The 21,408-nt window shown below is 60.8% G+C and carries 20 protein-coding genes; 6 read left to right on the forward strand and 14 right to left on the reverse strand.

Going from position 1 to position 21,408, the window contains the following annotated elements; translation table 11 throughout:
- Nucleotides 1-194: 194 nt before the first annotated feature.
- Both J3474_RS21745 and J3474_RS21750 read right to left on the reverse strand, forming a co-directional pair.
- Nucleotides 195-1,043, reverse strand: a complete 849-nt coding sequence (locus tag J3474_RS21745) for a CoA ester lyase (RefSeq protein ID WP_207095610.1) — start codon at nt 1,041-1,043, stop codon at nt 195-197.
- 42 nt (nt 1,044-1,085) lie between these two features.
- A complete protein-coding gene (locus J3474_RS21750; RefSeq protein ID WP_013836675.1) occupies nt 1,086-2,231 on the reverse strand; it encodes an acyl-CoA dehydrogenase family protein in 1,146 nt (381 codons plus the stop codon).
- Between the two features lie 119 nt (nt 2,232-2,350).
- Here J3474_RS21750 and J3474_RS21755 point away from each other — a divergent pair, with 119 nt between their 5' ends.
- Complete coding sequence (locus J3474_RS21755) at nt 2,351-3,238, forward strand: LysR family transcriptional regulator (protein WP_013836674.1); 888 nt, start codon at nt 2,351-2,353, stop codon at nt 3,236-3,238.
- A gap of 130 nt (nt 3,239-3,368) precedes the next feature.
- Nucleotides 3,369-4,538, forward strand: coding sequence for a hypothetical protein (locus J3474_RS21760; protein WP_242528560.1), 1,170 nt, complete (start codon nt 3,369-3,371; stop codon nt 4,536-4,538).
- Nucleotides 4,539-4,824: 286 nt separating this feature from the next.
- On the opposite strand, the gene J3474_RS21765 is transcribed toward J3474_RS21760, so the two are convergent.
- Both J3474_RS21765 and J3474_RS21770 read right to left on the reverse strand, forming a co-directional pair.
- On the reverse strand, nt 4,825-5,802 hold the full coding sequence (locus J3474_RS21765) for a ParB/RepB/Spo0J family partition protein (RefSeq protein ID WP_207095612.1): 978 nt from the start codon (nt 5,800-5,802) through the stop codon (nt 4,825-4,827).
- Nucleotides 5,803-5,973: 171 nt separating this feature from the next.
- The gene (locus J3474_RS21770; protein WP_013836671.1) at nt 5,974-7,179 is read right to left on the reverse strand and encodes an AAA family ATPase; all 1,206 of its coding nucleotides are present in this window, start codon (nt 7,177-7,179) and stop codon (nt 5,974-5,976) included.
- Between the two features lie 550 nt (nt 7,180-7,729).
- On the opposite strand from J3474_RS21770, the gene J3474_RS21775 reads away from it, so the two are divergent.
- The 4 genes from J3474_RS21775 (at nt 7,730) to J3474_RS21790 (ending at nt 12,406) form a co-directional block, all read left to right on the forward strand.
- Entirely contained in the window at nt 7,730-9,034 is a 1,305-nt protein-coding gene (locus tag J3474_RS21775; protein WP_013836670.1) for a replication protein RepA, read from the forward strand.
- 484 nt (nt 9,035-9,518) lie between these two features.
- Nucleotides 9,519-11,201, forward strand: a complete 1,683-nt coding sequence (locus tag J3474_RS21780; protein WP_207095613.1) for a ShlB/FhaC/HecB family hemolysin secretion/activation protein — start codon at nt 9,519-9,521, stop codon at nt 11,199-11,201.
- A gap of 82 nt (nt 11,202-11,283) precedes the next feature.
- Nucleotides 11,284-11,844, forward strand: a complete 561-nt coding sequence (locus J3474_RS21785; RefSeq protein WP_207095614.1) for a 2OG-Fe(II) oxygenase — start codon at nt 11,284-11,286, stop codon at nt 11,842-11,844.
- A gap of 37 nt (nt 11,845-11,881) precedes the next feature.
- Nucleotides 11,882-12,406, forward strand: coding sequence for a prepilin peptidase (locus J3474_RS21790; protein WP_148274808.1), 525 nt, complete (start codon nt 11,882-11,884; stop codon nt 12,404-12,406).
- A 43-nt stretch (nt 12,407-12,449) separates the two neighbouring features.
- Here the strand turns inward: J3474_RS21790 and J3474_RS21795 are convergent, their stop codons facing one another.
- The 10 genes from J3474_RS21795 to J3474_RS21840 all read right to left on the reverse strand — a co-directional run bounded on the left by J3474_RS21795 (nt 12,450) and on the right by J3474_RS21840 (nt 21,408).
- Nucleotides 12,450-13,454 carry a response regulator gene (locus tag J3474_RS21795; RefSeq protein ID WP_242528561.1) on the reverse strand — a complete coding sequence of 335 codons (1,005 nt, stop codon included), beginning with the start codon at nt 13,452-13,454 and terminating at the stop codon, nt 12,450-12,452.
- Between the two features lie 29 nt (nt 13,455-13,483).
- Nucleotides 13,484-13,945, reverse strand: coding sequence for a hypothetical protein (locus J3474_RS21800; protein WP_013836665.1), 462 nt, complete (start codon nt 13,943-13,945; stop codon nt 13,484-13,486).
- Nucleotides 13,946-14,374: a TadE/TadG family type IV pilus assembly protein gene (locus J3474_RS21805; RefSeq protein WP_013836664.1), complete on the reverse strand. Its 429-nt coding sequence runs from the start codon at nt 14,372-14,374 to the stop codon at nt 13,946-13,948.
- 16 nt (nt 14,375-14,390) lie between these two features.
- Nucleotides 14,391-14,570: a Flp family type IVb pilin gene (locus J3474_RS21810; protein ID WP_013836663.1), complete on the reverse strand. Its 180-nt coding sequence runs from the start codon at nt 14,568-14,570 to the stop codon at nt 14,391-14,393.
- Nucleotides 14,571-14,648: 78 nt separating this feature from the next.
- The gene (locus J3474_RS21815) at nt 14,649-16,415 is read right to left on the reverse strand and encodes a pilus assembly protein TadG-related protein (RefSeq protein ID WP_242528562.1); all 1,767 of its coding nucleotides are present in this window, start codon (nt 16,413-16,415) and stop codon (nt 14,649-14,651) included.
- Nucleotides 16,412-17,116 (reverse strand): tetratricopeptide repeat protein, encoded by a 705-nt coding sequence (locus J3474_RS21820; protein ID WP_207095615.1) that lies wholly within the window; start codon nt 17,114-17,116, stop codon nt 16,412-16,414. The genes J3474_RS21815 and J3474_RS21820 overlap by 4 nt, the downstream gene beginning before the upstream one ends.
- Nucleotides 17,113-18,006, reverse strand: coding sequence for a type II secretion system F family protein (locus tag J3474_RS21825; protein WP_207095616.1), 894 nt, complete (start codon nt 18,004-18,006; stop codon nt 17,113-17,115). The genes J3474_RS21820 and J3474_RS21825 overlap by 4 nt, the downstream gene beginning before the upstream one ends.
- Nucleotides 18,006-18,908 carry a type II secretion system F family protein gene (locus tag J3474_RS21830; protein ID WP_207095617.1) on the reverse strand — a complete coding sequence of 301 codons (903 nt, stop codon included), beginning with the start codon at nt 18,906-18,908 and terminating at the stop codon, nt 18,006-18,008. Before J3474_RS21830 ends, J3474_RS21825 begins: the two co-directional genes overlap by 1 nt.
- Nucleotides 18,902-20,245 (reverse strand): CpaF family protein, encoded by a 1,344-nt coding sequence (locus tag J3474_RS21835; RefSeq protein WP_207095618.1) that lies wholly within the window; start codon nt 20,243-20,245, stop codon nt 18,902-18,904. Before J3474_RS21835 ends, J3474_RS21830 begins: the two co-directional genes overlap by 7 nt.
- Nucleotides 20,242-21,408, reverse strand: a complete 1,167-nt coding sequence (locus J3474_RS21840; RefSeq protein WP_013836657.1) for a histidine kinase — start codon at nt 21,406-21,408, stop codon at nt 20,242-20,244. The genes J3474_RS21835 and J3474_RS21840 overlap by 4 nt, the downstream gene beginning before the upstream one ends.

The following is a 21,408-nucleotide window of genomic DNA, read 5'->3' on the forward strand; positions in this document are numbered from 1 at the left end:
ATTTGTGACGCAGTAAGACTATTTGCCTTTCAGGTGATGTACGGTGTGCTCAACAACACGGTCATCAACCGCCCCGGCCCCTTCCTCATCGAGAGCGAGGATTTCCCGCTCCTTTTACGCGAATCCATGCTGGCAGCCATGCACCTACCCTTGCGAAAGCCCTGAAGGCGTTCGCAGCTCCGTGCCGGACCGCTTCAGGCCTGATCGAGAATGCGGCGCGCCTGAACGAGGTGGGGCCGATCGATCATCTTGCCATCGAACTTGAGGGCCCCGACGCCGGGATTGGCGGCAAACGCCTCGACGATCGTCCGGGCCTGGGCCACTTCCGCTTCGCTCGGCGTGAAACCGTGATTGATGGTCTCCACCTGAGCCGGGTGGACTGCCATCATCCCGGTAAACCCGTCGCGCCTTGCCCGCGCGACATAAGCCGCTAGGGCATCTGGAGCATCGATACGCGGAAAGACCGTTTCGAGCGCGAGTGTCTGCGCGGCATGGGCGCCAAACAGGCACAGGCTGCGCACCATTTCATATGGAGCCGTATAACTGCCATCCTCCTCCCGCGAGGTCGCGGCACCGATTGCGGCGGGCAGGTCCTCGGCGCCCCAGGTCAAGCCAGCGAGACGCTCTGTGACCTCTTGATAAGTGCCGAGCTGGAATATCGCTGCGGGCGTTTCCGTTGCGATGGGCAAGATCGGCGGCAAAGCGCATCTCCCGCCCGTCTGCGCCTCCATCAGTGCGACAAGCCGGCGCACGCATTGCGATCCTTCCGACTTGGGAAGGACGATCCCATCTGGCCTGCCGGGCAAAACGGCACCGAGATCATCGGTCGTCAGGTCGCCGTCCAAGGGATTGACCCGCACGAAAGTCGGCACCTTGCGCTCATCTGCAAGCCAGGCGGCGATTGCTTCGCGCCCAGCCCGCTTCCGTTCAGGCGCGACCGAATCCTCGAGGTCCAGAATAAGCGCGTCGGCGCCGCTCGCCGCGGCCTTGGCGAAGCGCTCGGGACGGTCGGCCGGGACGAACAACAAGGAACGCAGTTTCATGGTTCTCTCCGCATTGGGGTCGTCCGGCGAGGTGCCCCCCTGTCAGGCACCGATCAGTTCGCGTCCGATCAGCATGCGTCTGATTTCATTGGTCCCCGCACCGATGTCCAGAAGCTTGGCATCGCGCATCAGGCGCTCTACCGGCCAATCCTTGGTATAACCTGCCCCGCCCAGCGCCTGCACCGCCTCAAGCGCGGTCTTCATGGCATTTTCCGAAGCCAGCAGGATCGCCCCGGCAGCATCGAAGCGGGTCGTCTTGCCCGCATCGCAGGCGCGTGCGACTGCATATACGTAGGCCCGTGCGCTGTTCAACGCGACGTACATGTCGGCGATCTTTGCCTGCATGAGCTGAAATGCCCCGATCGGCTTGCCGAACTGCTTGCGCTCTCGCACATAAGGCAGCACGACATCGAGACAGGCCTGCATGATGCCCAGTTGGATGCCGGACAGGACCGTACGCTCATAGTCGAGACCCGACATCAATACGCCAACGCCGCCGCCGACCGGCCCCATCACGTTTTCTTCCGGAACTTCGCAGTCGTCGAACACCAGTTCCGCTGTGGGCGAGCCGCGCATGCCGACCTTGTCGATCTTCTGCCCGATCGAGAACCCCTTGAAGTCCTTCTCGATCAGGAACGTCGTGATGCCGCGCGATCCTTCGCCGGTCTTTGCGTAGACCACCAGTGTATCGGCATAGGTGGCATTGGTGATCCAGAATTTCGTGCCGTTCAGGACATAGCGGTCGCCCTTCTTCTCGGCCTTCAGCTTCATCGAAACGACGTCGGAGCCCGCGCCCGCTTCGGACATCGCCAGACTGCCGACATGTTCGCCGGATATCAGCTTGGGCAGATAGCGTGCCTTCTGCTCCTCATTGCCCCAACGCCGGATCTGGTTGACGCACAGGTTCGAATGCGCGCCATATGACAGGCCGATAGAGGCCGAAGCGCGGGCCACTTCCTCCTGCGCCACAACATGTTCAAGGTAACCGAGACCAAGCCCGCCCCATTGTTCTTCGACTGTGATGCCGTGCAGCCCGAGTTCACCCATTTGCGGCCAGAGCTCGCGCGGGAACCAATCCTTCTCGTCAATTTCCGCAGCGAGCGGCGCAATGCGGTCCGTCGCAAAGCGCATCGTGCTCTCACGGATCATGTCGGCGGTTTCGCCCAGGGCAAAATCGAAATCGGTCATTGCGTCTCTCCTTGCCGTTCCTGATAGCGCGGATCGGTGCATAGGAAAAATTGAACCTACCTCAACGACTGCATTGGCACTATCTATAGATTACACCACTTGCCGCCCGGAGCCCTCCTGTGCTGGATCGCTACCTGCTTCGCTATTTCCTCGCCGTCGTCGACCAGGGTAATTTCTCCCGTGCGGCCGGCCATTGCAATGTTTCCCAACCGACACTGTCCGTCGGCATCGCAAAGCTCGAAAGAATTCTCGGTCACGCGCTTTTCGTGCGCTCGAACCAACGCGTGGAACTTACCGACGCCGGATCGCGCCTGCTGGCACATGCCAGGCGGATCGAGCGGGAGTTCAACCTTGCACAGCAGGCGATGGAACCGGCCAGCGCCCTGCCCTCGCTCCGGCTCGGCGTCCTGTCGACCATCCCGGCCCGCGCCATCGCCAGCGCCATCGCCACGGCCCGGCCGCAGGAGGCATATCGTTTCGAACTCGTGTTCGGCAGCGAAAGGGAATTGACCGGCCAGCTTGCCAAAGGCCGCATCGACCTGGCGCTGGCGCTGGTCGAAAGAGGCGCCGACCGCTTCCTTGAACGCAGTATCCTGTCCGAAGGCTATGCGCTGGCCATGGCGCAAGGCCATCCCCTCGCCCGAGCGGAGACCATCGAGGCGGGACAGCTTGTCCATGAAGTGATGATTGTGCGCCGCCATTGCGAGGCCTTGTCCGACATCAGCCGGCATTTCACCGAGCGCGGGGTCAGGCCGCACTTCTCCCTGCGCTCGACCAATGACGAGCGGGTTCTCGAGATGGTGGCGGCGGGACTTGGGCTCACCGTCATGCCGGATTGCTATGCCCACGATGGCGTCGCTCGCCCCCGCCTTGCCGGGTTTCCCGACAAGCGGACGATCGGCTGGATGGCGGCTCACCACGCGGAGCATCTGCTGGCGGCCCCCGGGGAGATTATCGTGACCATCGAGTCGGAATTGCGCGCGCTGCGGGAGAAGGCAGCAGGTTGATCCTGCACCTGCAGCGCAGGGAAGCATACGATGACATTGAGTCCAAGAAGGTGTATAGCAATTATGAGTTAGCTATACATTACGATCAACTTCATGATTTTCAGAGATTTTTATGCCCCATTTTGACGGCATGCCCCTCGAGCGTGACCCCGCGGTACTCTCTGCCCTGTACCTTGGCAGGATCCAGTCTGCGGTTTCACAGGCCAATGACGGCGCCATGATCGTGCTGGCTGGCCGGCTCATCCGCGAAAGCCTCATCACCGCTCTACGGCAGGAAGGACACGCCTTTACCGATGAGCGCTTCTTCGACTGGTTCGCCGGGCTCAGCACCTTGTCGGATGTCTCGGCCCACAAGCTACGCCCTCCCCGCGCGCTTTGTCAGGCGATCCTGACTGAATTGAGGCACAATCCCTGGCATCACCTCGCAGTAGCTTCGCAGCGCATCGGCGAGGCGTTCCTCGCCCCGATAGACCTTGACCGGAATGAAGGGCACGAGGATGCCAATGCCTTGCTGGCCGAGGCAAGGGCCGTGATCACCGCGATTGAGCCATGCAATACGGATCTTCCCTTCTCGCCGGTGGCCGCGCTTTTCTCGGCAGCCCGCCAGTCGCTGCACTTTGCAAGGCAGGAGCGCGGGATCGAACTGATCAAGGGGCCACGCTCTGCCGTTGCAGTGGAAATAGGCGAGCAGGCGCATTCCCGGTGGGCTCTGGACATCCTGGCCGGCGGCTACCTTGCGCCCCGGCATGGCTTGCCGTTTGCCGCCCCGCTGCCCGGCCTCCTGACCTTGACGTTCGAGAGCAGCGCTGCGGTCGATCAGGACATGCCCTTTACCCCCTCGCCTTCCTGCAGGGACCGCGAGAGCCTCACCGCCCTGTGCAATGCACTATGGTCTCTCGATCGCTTCATCCAGGATGCAATCAGGGATGCCGGCTGCATCGCCGACAAGTTGCAAAGCCGCCGCTCCAATGGCCGCGCGGGGGACGTCGCTGGCTATCTTGCCGGTTTCGGTACCCTGCGCGGCGTCCAGATCGAGAAGGTGATTGGCGCATCGCGTCTGGGCGTCCGCACGATCATGGCCACGCTTGCGCAGGCTGGCCTTGTCGAGGGAGAGACCTCGCGCAACGCAGCTACGATGCATCGCTTTGCGCCGCGTGAGGTGGTCCATGCTCAAGCCGTGCAAGACCAGGAAGACTTTGCGTTCTCGTCGCAAGCGATCGACGAGTTCCAATCTTCCATGGATGCCATCGATGAATTGCTTCGCCGCTCTTCGCCCCGCCCAAGCGAAGGTGAGAGCTAGGCAGTTGCTTGCAATGTGGCCTCCTGCAGCCGGGAACGTGCCCACTTTCGCCGATCTGCCCATTTTTTAGGCGCCGCAGAAGGTCGTAGAGCGCAAAGACCGGACTGGTCCGACCCAAAGCTCATCCACGACGCGACCCCGCCCCACAGGCCAAATCAGGTCAAATTTCGTCGATGGCTGGTCGGTTTCAGCACTCGGAGTGCAAGAATAGGCGCGCAGACGCCCCTGATACGAAAAGGGGCAGGATCGCGCCCTGCCCCTCTATCTTCATTGCGGTTGGATCCGGTCAGACGTCCAGAAGTCCCCGAATGGCCTCGAGCACTTCATCTGCCGTCGCTCCCGATCTCGGCAGCACCTTGAGATTGAGCCCGCCTCGTGCCGGACGAGAGTAGCGCAGCATGGGCTTACCCTTGCGCGTCTTGATCAGTTCCTCCTGCGCAGACTTCTTCGACGTCGCAACAGTCGCCTTCACCAATCGCTTGGCGACTTCGGGACCGGTCAGCTTCACGCCGAGGTCCTCGCGTTCGGCGATGATGGCCTTACCTTCCGCGACCATGAGACCCAGCGCGCGCTGATCGCCGGTGAGCGGCTTGAGGTCACGCGCAACCCGCACCGTAATGTCATGCGTGTCGGGAAAGACGTTCACGATCTCGCTCGGCAGGCGCGCCACGTCGAGCAAGCGCGTCAACCACGATCGGGAAATCTTGAGATGCTCGGCCATCTCACTCTGCGACCCGTCATAGAATTCGCCGAGTGCGCGCAGATACTCATTCGCGCGCTCCCAATCGGAGATGTCCTTGCGCGACCGGTTCTCGATATCGGAGACCCGGAAGGCCTCCTCATCGGAGACGTGCTGGATGGTGACAAGGTACTCGTACTCGGGGTGGTGATGTTCGCGCAGCCACTGCACCGTCCACCAGCGACGCACACCGGCGATAATCTCGTAGTCATACTCCGGGTCTTCGTGGAGCTTGCGGACGATGGCCGGGATGCGCTGCTTCTTGGCGGAGAGAAACGCATCGATAAGGTCGCGACAGGTTTCCTCGTTGAGGTGATCGATGTCGCGATTGTGGAGGCGCCAGGGTCTGCAGCGCGCCGGGTCGACCCACTCGGTACGATCGGTCACGACCTTGCCCGAAGCGAGGCGGGCAAGGGTCTGGCTACGGCTGGCCATGATGCTTTCAGCCGGTGCCGAAACGTCCAGTTCGCTGTCGTCCAAGCCTTCGGTGAGGCTGCTTCCGAAGCCGCGATTGCCTTTAGCCATGATGCATTTCCTGTCTTCCGCCGTCGTTCTCATGCGCCAGTTGCCACGTGGCAACAAACCCATTCTGATCCTCTTCCCGCGCCCAATCCATGCCGACCAGAGCGGGGTATCTTTCCACTTGCGGGTCCGCCTTTGCAGCCCCCGGCCTTCCGGTTGCCACGTGGCAACCGGTCACGAAACCTGCTCCGCCCGGCTCTCCCATGAGCGCAGGACATCCTGCTCGATGTCATGGCAGACATCGCCGAGAAACTTGACGCAGCGGTTGTGCACTTCATGCGAAGTCACCGGCCGATCCAGCTCGAACACCGTCTTCATCCGGGAGCTGGCGTTATCGATTTCGGCGCTCGTCTTGAGCACGGAATTGATCATAGAGCCGCCGAACACCTGCCGCATCATCGACAGGATCTCACGGTGCATCGACTTGCTTTCATCGACGCGGCTGCCGACCAGACGAATGAAATTATAGGCCGGTTTGACCCTGCCGCCCAGCTTCTCGAGCTGGTGCATCGTCGTGCGCGCCATGTCGATGAACGAGACTGTCGAGGCGAAGTCGATGACGCTCGGCGGCATCGGAATGACCATCGCGTTGGCCGCCTGCAGCACGGCCATGGAAACCATGCCCAGCGCTGGTGGCGGATCCATGATGACGATGTCATAGTCATCGACGACACTGTCGATCGCCTGGGCAATGAGATCGATGATGTCAAAGCTCTGGTGCTGCGCAAGGTAGCCCGCAATCTCGTACTCCAGATTGTAGAGCTTGAGATTGGCAGGAATCAGGTCGAGCCCGAAGAAGTGCGTCTTGCGGATAATCGAACGCACGCCCAGCAGTTCCGGATTATGGAAGTGCCCATATAAAGTGTCGTCCTCGCCAAGATCGACGTCGGGGCGATAGCCGAACATCATTGTCGAACTTGCCTGGCTGTCGCAGTCGATGAACAGGACGCGATAGCCGCGAATGGCGAAGTGTTGGGCAAGGTGCAGGGCAATCGTCGATTTGCCGACACCGCCCTTGAAGTTCGAAACCGAGATGATCGCCGGCGTGTCGGTCGGCTCGCGCCAGGGCCGCGTCCCGAAGACCTCGCGCATGTGATCGAGTTCCTGCAGGGTATATTGCACCCGGTGGCCCGAAGCTGTCCGGTCGCGGGGCGGCAACCTCCCATCTCGCTCAGCCTCGCGAATGGCCGAAGCCGTTCGGCCCACGAGCGAGGCTGCCTTTGAAATGGGAAAGGAGGGCCCGACCTTGTGACCGGTTTCCGGATCAAGAGCGCCGTCCCTGATCCTTTTAAGGATCGTCAGGGCTTTCCTATGCAGCAGGCCAAGGCCATCATTGGTCAGGTCGTCAGGCTGAATTTCAAGACTGGGATGTGTCGCCATATGCACCAACTTGTGAGATTGAGGCCGCACGATAGCCTTGTTGCAAGTTTCGGGCAATGAACGTCCACCAATCTTACAACTTCACCGATGATCTCCGTGCCAAAAGACTTCATGACCATGGCTCGCAGGGCAGGGGAGGGGCGACCGACCGATGATCTCGGAGCCGTTTAGCCCCAACTCGGCTGTTTCCGAGTCGCGAATCCCAAGCAACCGCGTCGCAGCAGCACAGGCTTGCGTCAGGACCGATGATCTCGGTGCCAACCGATGATCAGCGTGCATTTTACCGATGATCTCAGAGCCATAGCCACCGATGATCTCGGAGCGCATACCTATTACAAGAATCCCTAATCAAAATCCGATTCGCGAATCGGCTTCGATGAAATTGAGAAGGTTTTGGGAGCACATCACGGAAAAGGCACCGAGATCATCGGTGGAATTGTAGGTTTCAACCGCGAAAACCCGTCAAAACTGCCAACCTTCTTGCCAAGCTCGCTCAAAGCTGTTGTTACATGAGCACCTTAGGACCCGGATTCGGGAAGGGATGGGCAATATGAGCGGGGATACGAGCAAACCGATCGGGCACCAATATGCTCTGGCCATGCTGGATGGCGGGGAAGATCGTGTCCGCTCGCTGGCCAAGACTGCCGGCACGCAGCTCACCATGGATGCCTTCCTGCGCGTTCAGGACGAGGAACCGGTCCCTGCGTTTCTTCACTCCGCGCTTTGCGCGATGTCCTTGCCGACCAAACGGCCCAAGGATGAAACGCAGCCGATCCTGCGCGAAGACGGAAAGTATGCCCTGGCCATCAATCCGCGGCCTGTCCTGCAGACCGTCGATGGCAAGCCCGTGCTGAGGAGCCTTGGCGTTCCATACGGGGCTTATCCACGCGTTGCGCTCATCTACCTGCTTTCGCAGGCTGTCACTAAGCGCTCACGCGACGTCTATCTAGGGCGAAACTTTACCGAATGGATGCGCCGGCTTGGCTATCAGACGGTATCCTACGGCCCTCGCGGCACCGCGAACCGCATGCGCGAGCAGGTTGACCGCTTGCTCGCCTGCGAATGGCAGATCCGCTGGGATGGCACGGATGCAGGCGACAATGCCTTCGCCGTGCGCGATGTTAAGATTTCCAACGAATATGCAGGCTCGCTCGAGAAGAACGGCGCCTTTGCACGTGAGATCCGCATGTCGGAGGCGTTCTACAGCCATCTGATCGAACACGCCGTGCCTTTGAACGAAATTGCGATCCGCGAATTGAAGGGCACGCCCACCGCGCTCGATCTTTATACCTATCTCGCTTACCGCCTACCGCGCATCACCAGCGATAGAGGGCAGACGATCTCCTGGGACCAGCTCGCGCGACATCTTGGCAACAGCGCGGATTCGAAAAGGTTCCGCCAGACTGTGCGCGAGACGATGCAGCTGGTTTCGGCCGTTTATCCGAACGCGAATGTCGACCTTTCCGGTCGCAAGGTCGTTCTCAACCCGTCTCCGGCACCGCTCGAACGCAAGCTGGTCGGCCCGCATCTGCGGCTGGTCGGGGCTGCTGCAGCTGAAAAGGCACCGAGATCATCGGTTTCCCTGGAGCGCAAGTTTCGCCGTGAAACACCGCAACTGACCGAAGAACTCCGAGCCTTTCCGGAAGGCAGCCTCAGCTTCGGCACGCGCGAAGCCGCCTTTCGCAAGATAGGCCTCGAAAAAGGCCAGCCCTGGTCGGTCGACACGATGGCAGACGCCTTCCGCGCCGGCTTTCCCGGAATCGGCAAGCTGCGCACTGACACCGAATGGCTGCGCGTATGGGAAGCCTTCGTCGTCAGTTATGCCAAGCGCCGGTCGCAGGATGGGGCCGAATGACCGATGATGTCGGTGCGCCGACACCGGCAATCTGATAGGTAAACTCGAAGCCGATTCGCGCCCACGCATCAAACTGCCGCGACGGCTAGACATGCAATTGGCTCGCGCAAGTACGCAACATGCCCCTTTTTTGAGGGCGACTCGGCACAAATTTGATCTTCATGCTTGGAAAAGGCCCGAAATGAAGGGCTTGGGCCCTAAGCATTCAAGCCCAGATTGCATGGGGAGATATTCGCAAATTCCCCATGCTGTTTCGCCGCGTGTATCCAAGCACTCGAACCGGAATGAATATTGTTTAGCAGAGGTGGATGTCACACCGGCTCTTTTGATGCGTGCTCGATGACGAGAACCATGAGTAGATTGGTCGGAAGGCGCGTATCCGCCGTTCTCCGGACCAAGAGGGTCAAACTCGACCAAGATGCTCATTCCCGCGATGTTATATGTTGTCAGAGCACCAGGGCCTGGCCTGAAGCGAGATTGGCTAATGAAGCTCGCGCGGGCCATTATCAGCTTTGCGGTAGCAGTCGCAACTTGCGCGCTCACCACCGGGGCTAATGCACAGGATGCCGGTCAGGTCTCCACCCAATTCAATCCGGCAGCGAATATCGATCGCGATCGCATGGATCGCATCGAGCCGAATATTCCGGAGCGCAGCAATGCACCGGAAGCGCCGCGGCCATCGATCGAAGTTGCCGCACCGACGAAGCCAAGTGCCGTTGCGGCGATCGAACTTACCAAGGTCAAGTTCGAAGGGGCCACGCTCGCACAGGACGTCCTCGAGGGAGCGGTTGCTCCCTACCTTGGTTCGCGATTGACGCGGCCCAACCTGCAGAAGGTCGCCAATGCAGTAAGCCAAGCCTATGCGACTAGCGACATTGCATTCTACTCTGTGAGCATTCCCACGCAGGTTCCTCGCGGGGGTGTGCTGATTGTGCGTGTTCTGGAAGGTCGCATCGGCAACTATACGATTGAGCACGAATCCCGTAGCACGCCGACTCGCCTGATCGCTGCGCATATGCGCCGCTTGATGCAGGAAACTCCAACGCACAAGAGTTCGATCGAGCGTACGCTCTCGCTATTGCGGGATATTCCCGGACAAACGATCGAAGCCAAACTCAAATCCGCTGGCCGTCCGGGTGAAGTGACCATGACGTTGAACATACGCCGCAAACAGGTTGAGGTTACTCTCGACGTCAATAACAGCGGCGTGACCAATGTGACGAGTGGCGTTCAGTCGCAGCTTGGTATTGCAGTCAATGGCCTGATCCGTGAAGGGGATACGACCCGCTTTTCCGGCTATATCCCCTTCACGCCCGATCGCTATCAGTTCTACTCGGCGAGCCATGCCACGCCGCTTGGATCTAACGGCACAACATTGGCGGTCAATGGGGCCTATGTGCGGACGCGTACCCGATCGGCTGACATTCTCGGTGAAGCCAAGCAGGTTGGCCTTTCGCTCTCCCATCGCCTCATCCGGTCCTACCACAAGAATCTTGTAATCAGCGCGAGTCTCGATGGGACGAATAGCCAGCATTACTTTCTGGATACAGCTTTTGGCGGTTTTCGGACGCGTGCCATTCGAATTGGTGCGACCTGGTCGGCTGTCGGCAAGACCGGTGGCTATGGCGTTTCGGGCACGGTCAGCCAAGGGCTGGACGCGCTCGGCGCGAAGGAAATCGCCGGATTTTCCGAAGCGAAGTTTCGCAAGGTCAACATCCAGCTCACGGCGGTAAAAGACCTGGGTTCGGGCCTTTCCGGCAAGGTGACCAGTCGCGCTCAATATACGCAGGACAAATTGCCCACGACCGAGCGTTTCTCGCTTGGCGGGGAGGGCGCGGGTATGGCTTACCGGGTCGGGACGATCACTGCCGACAAGGCTATTGCCGCTGGACTCGAAGTCGGTTGGAAGTTGAAATCAGGTAAAGGCCTCTTCAACAACTTCCAGATCTTCGCTTATACGGACGGTGCATTGGCAAAATCAAGTAGTCGTCAAAGTATTGGTATTGCTTCGAAGAAATATTCTCTTGCGTCGTCGGGCGGCGGTATTCGTATTTCTCCGATAAAAGGTTGGACCGCCCAGGCGCAGATTGCAGTTCCTGTCAAGAGTCCGCGTGACTTCTATGAGAAGAAGCCGCGTTTCTTTTTCAGCGTAACCCGCCGGGTCTGAATGCCCGTTTTGCGTATACGCAAAACCTTCTGGCCCGCAGCGATCAAGCCAACGATAGATACGAAAGCGACGGGACTCGGCGATGAAGAACGTATGGGAAGTCTGGCCTACAGCCCTCACGAAAGCGGAATGCGACGCGATTACCAAGCGCGCACTCAGTTACCCGCAGCAGGATGCCACTGTCGGTTTCGCAGATCAGCGCCGAGCCAATAGCGGGCACCGCACGTCACAGATCCGCTGGCTCGATGCCAACCGTGAGAAAGATATCGTTTCACGCATCATGACATTTGTCAGTTCATCGAACCGTACCAATTTCGGCGCCGACATTGTCGCACCATTCGACCTGCAATTTACGCAGTACAACGCGACCAATGCCGGTCATTACGATTGGCATCAGGACGTGTGGCTGGAATCTCCGCGGCCATTCGACCGCAAGCTCTCCGTCGTCGTGCAGCTCAGTGAACCGGATGAGTACAACGGTGGGGAGTTCGAATTCTTCGGGCTGCAAAACCCGGGTGCTACATTTGCCAATCGGGGGAGCATGCTGATCTTCCCATCGTTTTTGCAGCATCGGGTTCTTCCCGTGGTCAACGGAAAGCGCCAGAGCCTTGTGACCTGGGTGGAAGGGCCGAAATGGCGCTGATGACGGCGAGATCGTTCGGTCGGGCAGAGGCCCTGCAATGAATTGGCCGCTGACAGGACAATCCGAACCGCACAATGCAGCCATGATGTCTGCTGCCTTGCTGTTGGCGGTAGGCTTTCTTTGTATGGCCTCTATGATCGACGTACGTCAGCGCCGGATTCCAAACGAAATCAGCCTCGCGGTGGCCCTTCTGGCCATTCCTTTCTGCTATGGCGCTGCAGGAGGCCCAGGCTTGCTGTCGCTTTTGCGGCACCTGTCCGTTCCGCTTCTGCTGGCCGTTCCCATGAGCATCCTCTTCGCGCTCAGGATCCTTGGCGGAGGAGATGTCAAACTGATCCTAGCCAGTTCCTTGTGGGTTCCGCCAGAGAAGATTGCTACCTTGGCAATGATTGTAATCCTGCTGGGAGGACTGGTCGCGGTTCTCATGCAACTGCTCGACATGATTTTCCAGGCCGTGAAGCCCGAAAGTGTCCCTTATGGATTGCCTATAGCCGCTGGGGTGCTTGTCTTGCAGGTGCCCACCTTGCGACAGATTGCCACCATTCTGGGTACCGGTTGGTAATCGTCGCAAGAAGCCTTCCCGGATAATACGCGAAACGCGTTCGTCAAACGCCGGGATTCATGAGGCTGATCTGATCGGAAAGGTAATCGATCAAGGGTTGTTCGAACTTGGGATTGATGATCAAGAAGTGTCGCCGCTTGTCCTTTTCGTCGGGGATGCGGCAGAGAACGTCTTCCGTGACCAGTCGCCGGACCAGGCGCAGTGCCGTGCTCATCGGCGCACCGGATGCGATACAGGCACTGGATACAGAGACTGTACGACCTTCAATCTTGGCAAGCAGCAGGTCCAGGAGCATTTCCCAGGTCGGATCGCCGAACAGGGCTCCTCCACCGATGCCGCGCCGTTTCGACTCCTTCCGCAGTTGATCGCGAATGAAATCGCAAAGAACGGATCTGTCGATCGCCGGGCCTTTGAACTGTAGCCCATTGTTCGAATGTCCGAGCATCGGTTTCAGGCTGCCCGTGCCATTCGGTTGTGGTTCATGGATAAGCTGTGCCAGCCTGTTCAGCTCGGAACTCAGGCTCGACATCTTGGTCAACAAGGTTTGGCGAGCGGCCGGGTTGTCCTGTAGCCCGCTGATGCGCTGCAACGCGCGCCGCAGATCGGAAGGGTGAATCGGCTTCTCGAGGAAATCCGAGACCGAGGCACGCATTGCGTCCACGGCAATGTCTTTCGTCGCATAGCCGGTCGCCATGACGATGTGCAACTGGCGGCCGAGCGTTTGGGCATGGCGAGCCAGTTCATGGATCAGCGAAATGCCATCTTTGCCGGGCATGTTGTAATCGATGATCGCGATAGTCGTATCGCTGTCGAGATATAGCCGCAGGGCATCCTGGGGGGTTAGAGCATGGAGGGGCTCGTAGCCCATGGCTCGCAAGGCGTAGGAGCACTCTTCGCCCCAGTCGGGATCGTCGTCGACGATCAGTACGCTCCCGGAGTGCTTGTCCTGAACGAGAGAAGCCAGTTCGGCTTCTTCGTTAGCTTCGATCTGGTTTGGATTGAAAAGTGATCCCAATTTCAACCGCCAATTCTGAGACATGAGGTTCATCGCTGTGGTAAATTTCTCGGTTCGATGTCTTAATGCTTGGTAAAAATCTGTCCGGTCTGGACAATGAGGATCGCCGAGACGCCAATAGCGAAAAAGTCAGGACGGCGCAGTTGTCCGTTAGCCTTGTTGATAAAGGCGCTGGAAAAGAGAAAAATCGACGAAAAAGAGAGCATTAAAAGGCTGCCTACAGGACCCAGCCAAATCGCCCCGGTGGCAAGGAGCTGGATATGACTTCCTGTTAAAATTTGTACACCCTGCCATGATTTCAGAGCTGTCACTGCAACCGCGATACTCAACATGCTAACGGCACCCGAAAGCGCGCTGGCCAGGAGTGCGGCAGCACCGCCTGTCAACCATGCCGCTGCGAGCCCCGCACCAGCAATAATTGCAAAGTGCAGAGCGGGAACGCCTTTGCCGCCCCAAGGCAGTACCAGGACGGGCAGAAGTAACAGGACGAGTGCGGCCGTGCCGAAGAAGTCCATGGCAGCCATTCAATAGCCTCCATTCGTGACGGTAGCGCTTGCTTTCATGTCCGTCGCGGGCAGGGGCAGGATGCTGGCGTAGCGCATGATCGGACTGTCGCTGATGTCGTAGCTCACGGTGACCATGAAGGCGTTGGCGCCGTCCGTTGAGGTGGTGATCACGGCATCCTTGCCCGAACCCAAGAGATTTCCGTAACTGTCCACGATCTCCTGCGCGCGGGTTGTGGCAAGGCTGATGCGCTCGTCGCTGGATAGTCCGGCCAGTGCGGTACGCGCACCTTCCGAAGCCGCTTGTCGCACACCGAAATAGGCTGCGAAGTACAGCGAATAGACGATGATGGAGAAGACCAGCATCAGCAGCGCCGGAGCCAGGAACACGAACTCCAGCGCCGCCATGCCGGCACGGCAACGAGATAAGCGGTGCAGCAGGTCATCCATTGCCGATGCCCTTCGGTCAGCTTGTCGCGCTGGCGAAAAGATTCGAGAAGGCCGTTGCCAGATTATCCTGAAAACCACTTCCGATAGCCACAATTCCGGCAACCACGATGCCGCCAAGGACCGCATATTCCACAGCGGTCAGGCCGCGCTCGTCGCGGATCAGCGAGCGGATCAGGTAACGCGTGTAGTCAATCATTGCTTTCTTCCTTCAGGTTGCTCCCGTAGCTCGGCGCGGCATCGGAAGGGAGGCGGTCCGATGCCGCAAAAGCTCTTCTCAGATCAGCACAGGCACTCCGCAGCGCGCACCCGTCGCCCATACCGTGGCGTGTCCCAGCTGGATCCCGAGCGCTTCGAGAACGAAATCCAGCAAGGGATCGGCGGTATTTCCGACAAGGCCGCTCAGCGGCGTCGTGATCGCGCCCAGCAAGGTCTGGCGCAGCGTATCCTCGGTGCCCTGACAGACGATGGGCAGGCACAGTCCAAGCAGCTCGATCTGCAGGCCATCCGGCGCCATCAGGCCGTCGACAAGCGAACTGATGAGCGGCCCGACCTGTGCCCCGTTCCCAACGCTTGCAGGAGAGCCTGGACTGTCGGGGGAGCCGATCGTCCCATTGCCGCCGGGCCCGAACGTGAGCGTGGAGCTTTTGCCGAACACTGGCTGGGCAACGGCGCGCGCGTCTACAGTCACGAGGTTGAGGACATTCAGGAGCCGCACCTGGCTGATGTCGTCAGCCGTAATGGGCGGGACCGGACGGGTGAGGGCATTGGCCGGTGCCTTGCCGATATAGGCATTCACCAGACCCGAACTCGCGGTGACATTGACCCGGGTGTCGCGACCTTGCTCCGCCGTGTTTGTGCATTCGATCTGGGAAATCTCGGCATGTGCAGCGGCGACATCAATAAGGACCGGCACGGACTCGGTGATCGGAAAGCCGAGTAGATTGATATCGCCCAGCCCGAGCAGGATCTGGAGCCGCAGCAGCGAAGTCCCGACGCTCGTTTCGCCGGCGGGGCCGAATGAGAAGCGAGGACGGTCGGCAGGGCCCGTTGCGATCGCGCCGATCTTCACGATGCTGCCAGGCACGGCCAGGCTTACCGCGTCGGACAGGTCGATGACGCCGGGACCGGCCTGAATGGCGAAGGTAACGAGCTGGTAGGCATTGATCCCGGCACGCAGCGAGGGCGGCGAATCCGCATGACCTACCGGCATGTTCTTCCAGACGCCGAGCCCAAACAGGTCCGAGAGCGGCACCTGGTAGCTGTTCGTCACTTGCGAGCCCAGCGAACGCAGGCCGAGTTTCGCCGCGATATTCGACGTGGCATCGGCTGCGGACATGACGATGTCTTTGATACCGTAAGTCCCGGCCACGAGATCGCCGTAAGTGCCGGTGCTGCCGCTACGCTTGGCCAGTGCATCGAAAAACAGGCCCGCGTCAACATTGGCCCCCATCATGCCTTCGATGTCGGACTGGTTGAGCCGCAGCTTGATGCCGAGCAGGGCACCGAGCAGATCGTTGACGACGTTCACCAGCGGATTGGTCACAGTGAGCAATCCAGAAGTGATACCGATTCCGGCTTCGTCGATCCGGGCCGCTGAAGCGGTCACTTCCATATCGGGAATGACGGCCTCGTCGAAAACGCCGGTGAGGAAGCGCCGGCTGGCCCTTTTCGTGTGAAGCCGCACTGCATTGGCGACGCCATTGCCGGGGCATCGCGTGAACGAAGGGTCGAAACGTTGGTTCGGATCGACCGATACGTCGGGACAGTATCGTCCGACTTCGACCGATTGCAGGACGTCGCCGTCATAGCCATTGCGGGTGAGGTAATCGCGCGCGCGTTCCTCGGCATTGCCGGGGTTCATGGAAGCGGCAAGGGCCGCCGCTTCGGTGGCTGCGCGCAAGTCGCGTTCAGCGACGTAGTACAGCGCGACATCCAATGCGAGGCCGGCGGCTGCCAGAAGCGATACGCCAAGTACCGCCAGCATCGGTCCGACAACGCCGTCGCGCGCTTCGGGCAAGGAGGCAACCGGCCGCAGCTTCACAGCATCGCCTCGACCTTGACAGGAGCAAGGGCGACAAGTCGGTTCACCTCGTCGGCTACCGCACGCCGGATCCGGCTGCGCACAGTCTCGTCCCCGATCGTCTCGAACAAGTCTTTGGCCTCGCGCGCGTGATCGGCGAGGGTAAGCGCCAGCAACAGGTTGTTGCGTATCACCTTATCGTCTGGCGCGAGATCGTGGGCCGCCCGCAGGTTCTCAAGCGCGGCTTCGAACTGACCCGACTGCAGGCGCGCATATCCGAGCGCGTTGCTGGTGAGTGGATCGGCGGGCTTGAGCAGCAGAGCCTGTTCATATTGCGCGATGGCATCGGGCCAGTGCTTCTCAGCAGCGAAGACGTGGCCGCGGACTTGTTGCACTTCACCGCTGCGATCGTCGGTTGGAAGCTTTCCGGCTTCAGCGCCGGCTTCGCCGGTCTGGCCCAGGTCGAGCAGGCAGTTCACCCGCAGGATCCGGGCTTCGAGATCGTCGGGGTGACGCCGGTCGAAATCGTCGAGATAGGCGAGGGCCGCTCGCGGTCGTCCGTCACTGCGGGCCTGACGGATCAACATGAGGTAGAGGGATTTCGTCGAGCCGGCCTCCTGCACGTCCGTGGCGCGGGCCTGGGCAGGCGCTGCACGAAGGCTCGGGGCGAGAACGGCCAGCGCGACGGCAAGAGAGATCCTGGCAGGACGCAGGTTGCTCATGGCGCGGTACTCCGCAAGGTGTCGAAGATGGCAACGACCGGAGGGGCAGCCAGCACGATGAACAGTGCAGGCATGAAAAAGACAAGCATGAGGATGACCATGCGTACGGTGATCGTTCCGATTGCCTCGCGCGCGCGCGTGACGCGGCGCTGTGAGAACTCGATGATGAACTCGCGTAGGGCCGGGACCAGTTCCATACCCTGGAACAGCGATTGCCGGAACAGGGCCGCCAGTTCGCGCGCTCCCGCGACCGACGCCCGCGCGGCCCAGCGATCGAGGGCGTTCTGGTAATCCTGTCCGCGATCAAGGTCATCGACCAGCATGGCCAGCAGGCGTGCGTGATGGGGGACGGCTACCTGCTCATCGCGCGCAATGGCGCGGAAGCACTGGTCCAGCGAGATGCCGCTTTCGAGCATCATCAGCATGAGATCGAGCAGGAATGGAAATTCCGCGGTCAATGTCCGCTCACGATCCGTAGCCCGCATTTGCAGGATGTACTTGGCGCCGATGTAGGTCAGACCGGGAAGCGCCAAGAGGGGAAAGACGTGGGCGAACGGGTTGCCGGCAGCAATCAATCCGTAAAGCATCACGGCCAGCGCCATGCCTGCGGTGGCCGCCAGCCTGAGCCACAGGAACGTCACCAGCGCGCCGCTGCCGAACATCCCGGCGCTGCGAAGCTTCTTTTCGATTTCCTCACGGTCGCGTCCTCTGGCCATGAAGAGCCGGGGCAGTCGCAGCGCAGTCTGGCCCTGTTGTCCGGCGCGTTGGGGACGACCCGACAGGCGCGCGCGCAGTCGGTTGTCTGCCAGTAGCATGCGCGCTCCGCAGCCTGCGAAAGCGACGCTTGCGGCGGCCAGAACGAAAAGCAGAATTGCACTTGCCTGGACCATCAGAAGTCGAGCCTCATTGTCCTGCGCATCACGAAGATGCCGAGGAATTCGAGCACCAGAGCGACGAGGACCATTGTGTGGCCGCGGGCGTCCTGCACGAAGAAGGCGATGTAGGATGGGTTCATCGCCACGAGCAGCGCCATGGCGATCAGGGGCATGGCGATCAGTACGCGGGAAGAGACCTTCGCCTCGGAAGTTGCCGCGAGCAGTTCACGCTTGATCCGGAGGCGTTCGCGCAAGATGTTCGAGAGGTTGCGCAAGGCGGAAGTGATCGAACCGCCGTAACGCAGGTTGGTCTTGATCGCGGCGGCGAGCATTGAAATTTCGGCGACCCGGAGCCGGTCTGCAAGCTGTTGCATCGTCTCTCCGACCGGCGCCCCCATCTCGAGCTTGCGCGCCGTCTGGCTGAAATAGCTCTGGACTACGTCCGGCGCCTCGGCGAGCGCGCGCTCAAGGGCCTGGGAAAGCGAGTTGCCGACGGCCTGCAACTGGCGGATGCCATCGATGTAATGGGGCAGGGCTTCGGTCAGGGCATCGATGCGCTTGCGCGCCCGGCCGCTGACCCAGGCATGAGCGAGGAATGGCACGCCGATCAGCAGGAGCAGGGTCACCGCAGGACCGAAGAGCGCAAGGGTGCCGAGCCCGGTGAGGAGTGCGAGAACGCCGATCGTGCGGATGGTGCTAGCCGTCACTTCGAGCTGGGCCTGAGCCAGTAGCGGTGCGAGCCTTTCAGGCACCGTCAGCGGCGCGGACTGGCGCGGAGAAGGGGTGTTTGCATCAGACAATTGCGCAAGGCGACGATCGATGTCTGCCAGTGAACGCCTGCGCTCGCCGACCAGGTACCAGGCTAGAGCTGCCATGATCAGCAACGCCAGGATAAGGTATGCGGCACCCTTCACCATGTCTCCGCTCCACGAACCATCGGCGCGTAGTCGCGCAGGCTGGGGCCGTGGTAGGGACGCGGGGAAGTGATCCGAAAATCGCCCATGCCCGACATCGGCGGTGATTCCTCGAAGCGGAACAGCTCGTTGAGCGTGTAGGACTCGCCTTCCACGCCGGTCACTTCCGTTATCGAGGTGATCCGCCGCCGGCCATTGCTGAGGCGCTGGATGTTGACGATCACGTGAATGCTGTTGGCGACGAAGCGCCGGATCGCACGCATGTCGTTCTGCAGGCCGGCAAAGCCCATCAGCATTTCGAGCCGTGCAAGCGCATCACGCGGAGAATTGCCGTGAAGCGTGGCCATCGAGCCGTTGTGGCCCGTCGACATGGCCTGCAGCATCTCTACCACTTCGGTCCCGCGCACTTCGCCCAGGATGATGCGGTCGGGCCGCATTCGCAGGGCGTTGCGCATGAGGTCGCGCGCACTGACCTCGCGATTGCCGTCGACATTGGGAGGGCGCGTCTCGAGCCGGACGACATGTTCCTGGCGCAGCTGAAGTTCTGCCGCATCCTCGATAGTGACGAGACGCTCTCCCTGCCCGATGCAGCCGGACAGGACGTTGAGCAACGTGGATTTGCCCGCACCCGTACCGCCGCAAATGACGAGGTTCAGGCGCGAGCGGACCGCGGCATCGAGGAAATCTGCCATCGGCTGGCTCATCGTCTCGCTGGCGACGCAATCGGCCATCGTCAGCGCCTGCATGCGGAACTTGCGGATCGAGAGCGTGGGGCCATCGAGCGCGATGGGCGGGATGATGATGTTGACGCGCGATCCGTCCGGAAGGCGGGCATCGACATATGGGGTGGCCTCGTCGACGCGGCGGCCGATGGGGCCGACGATGCGCTGGATGATGTTCATCAGGTGCGTATCGTCGCGGAAACGCGTTTCGATGCGTTCCAGCAGGCCCATACGCTCGACATAGATGGTCTGGGCGCCATTGACGATGATGTCGTCGATGGTCCGGTCGCGCAGGAGGGGGGCAAGGGGCCCCAGACCGACCAGTTCGTCTTCGACGTCCTCGATCAACAGCAGGCGTTCCGCGCTGTTGAGCGCGAGTTGACCACGCCGGCTGCGGCTGTTGATGACCTGCTCGATCTCCGAGCGCAGGGCGCGCTGTTCGAGCCCTTCGGCGGTGCTGCCCTGCGCTTCGAGATGCTCGATGACTTGTTGGCAGGTAAGCGCCTTGACGGCCTGGTAGGTGTCGCTCATCCGCTTCGAGGACGGTTGTGTGATCGCGCTTCGCATTGGCGATTGGGGCGCCGCTTCGCTGACGGTATCGGTGGTCAGCAGGCTCATACGGCACGCTCCAGCGAGCGCAGGACGGATCGCCGCAGCTTGTCAAAGCGGGCGACCGTGCCGCGTGGCTGCTCCGAGATGTTGCAAACGCGGCGGATAGCCTGGATGTAGGAAGCATTGCCCCTGCCCAGATAGAGGGGCCGCCCCGCGTTGAGGGCGTTGTAGTAGTCGATCCTGTCGAAGGGCACGCCCATCAGCGCTTCGATGCCCATGACGTCGGCCATGCGGCGACCGTCGAGCAGGATTGCCGGATCGTGGCCCCATACAAGCAGGCGCATGCGGGCCAGACTTGCCGTGTCCGGTGCGACCCGATCGAGCAAGCGGCGGCAGGAATCCAGTTCGCGAATGGACTGGCTGCACACGATTTCGATGGCCTGCGCCTGGGATGCCAGTTCACGCAGGAGGCCACCGTTGCGAAGATCTCCCGAACACAGGACGATGTTGCGGCAACTCGCGCGCAGCAACTGGATCAGGCCGATCACGTCATTGGGAGAAAGGCCCACGGGTTCGGCACCGGTGCCGCCATCGAAAGTGAGCAGGGACAATCCGCTCGGCTCATGGCGCGCCAGGGCGTCGGCCAGGAGGCTTGCGTCCATCCTGTCGATATCGGTGACTGCGGCGGCAAGGCCGTAATCCACCTTGATGTCGAGGTAAGCTTCGGCAGTGCTCGAGGGCAGGGTGCAATCTACAAGCAAGGTCGGTGTCTGCGTCGTGCTGTAGGCAAGGGCCATGTCCGTGGCGGCCACGGCAGCCGCTTCACGGTCGGCGCCCAGTACGAGCGTGAGGCGGCCCGGACGGCCCTGGGTCGAGATCACCGAGTTGAGAATGCGCGAGAGAACGCCGGCAATGGCGGATCCTTCAGCGTTGCGGGCTATGACGTCGGCTGCGCCCGCCCGGATCGCTGAGAGGACCTGCTCGGTTTCAAGTTCATCGGTGGCCAGAACGATGGCGCGGCCCGGCGCGCTGTCCGACACCGCGGCAATCGTCGAGCCCAGCGAGCGCTCTGTCGCGATCGCTGCATGGTCGATAACGACGATCCCGGGCTCGCCCAGGTCCACCAGTTCAAGCGACTGGACCATTTCGACGGTAACCCGTTCCCCCAATGCCTCGGTCAGGCGCTGGGCAAGGGTACGGTCGACAGATAGAAGATGGATCTTGCCCAT

The organism is Novosphingobium sp. PY1, from assembly GCF_017312445.1.
GTDB lineage: Bacteria > Pseudomonadota > Alphaproteobacteria > Sphingomonadales > Sphingomonadaceae > Novosphingobium.

Bases quoted from the DNA above. Each gene is read 5' to 3' on its own strand.
- J3474_RS21820 (WP_207095615.1), bottom strand. From the start codon at position 17,116: ATGAGCAACCTGCGTCCTGCCAGGATCTCTCTTGCCGTCGCGCTGGCC.
- J3474_RS21840 (WP_013836657.1), bottom strand. From the start codon at position 21,408: ATGGGCAAGATCCATCTTCTATCTGTCGACCGTACCCTTGCCCAGCGC.
- J3474_RS21825 (WP_207095616.1), bottom strand. From the start codon at position 18,006: ATGGTCCAGGCAAGTGCAATTCTGCTTTTCGTTCTGGCCGCCGCAAGC.
- J3474_RS21760 (WP_242528560.1), top strand. From the start codon at position 3,369: ATGCCCCTCGAGCGTGACCCCGCGGTACTCTCTGCCCTGTACCTTGGC.
- J3474_RS21795 (WP_242528561.1), bottom strand. From the start codon at position 13,454: ATGAACCTCATGTCTCAGAATTGGCGGTTGAAATTGGGATCACTTTTC.
- J3474_RS21765 (WP_207095612.1), bottom strand. From the start codon at position 5,802: ATGGCTAAAGGCAATCGCGGCTTCGGAAGCAGCCTCACCGAAGGCTTG.
- J3474_RS21810 (WP_013836663.1), bottom strand. From the start codon at position 14,570: ATGATTGACTACACGCGTTACCTGATCCGCTCGCTGATCCGCGACGAG.
- J3474_RS21745 (WP_207095610.1), bottom strand. From the start codon at position 1,043: ATGAAACTGCGTTCCTTGTTGTTCGTCCCGGCCGACCGTCCCGAGCGC.
- J3474_RS21785 (WP_207095614.1), top strand. From the start codon at position 11,284: ATGAAGAACGTATGGGAAGTCTGGCCTACAGCCCTCACGAAAGCGGAA.
- J3474_RS21830 (WP_207095617.1), bottom strand. From the start codon at position 18,908: ATGGTGAAGGGTGCCGCATACCTTATCCTGGCGTTGCTGATCATGGCA.
- J3474_RS21770 (WP_013836671.1), bottom strand. From the start codon at position 7,179: ATGGCGACACATCCCAGTCTTGAAATTCAGCCTGACGACCTGACCAAT.
- J3474_RS21750 (WP_013836675.1), bottom strand. From the start codon at position 2,231: ATGACCGATTTCGATTTTGCCCTGGGCGAAACCGCCGACATGATCCGT.
- J3474_RS21780 (WP_207095613.1), top strand. From the start codon at position 9,519: ATGAAGCTCGCGCGGGCCATTATCAGCTTTGCGGTAGCAGTCGCAACT.
- J3474_RS21790 (WP_148274808.1), top strand. From the start codon at position 11,882: ATGAATTGGCCGCTGACAGGACAATCCGAACCGCACAATGCAGCCATG.
- J3474_RS21805 (WP_013836664.1), bottom strand. From the start codon at position 14,374: ATGGATGACCTGCTGCACCGCTTATCTCGTTGCCGTGCCGGCATGGCG.
- J3474_RS21835 (WP_207095618.1), bottom strand. From the start codon at position 20,245: ATGAGCCTGCTGACCACCGATACCGTCAGCGAAGCGGCGCCCCAATCG.
- J3474_RS21800 (WP_013836665.1), bottom strand. From the start codon at position 13,945: ATGGCTGCCATGGACTTCTTCGGCACGGCCGCACTCGTCCTGTTACTT.
- J3474_RS21775 (WP_013836670.1), top strand. From the start codon at position 7,730: ATGAGCGGGGATACGAGCAAACCGATCGGGCACCAATATGCTCTGGCC.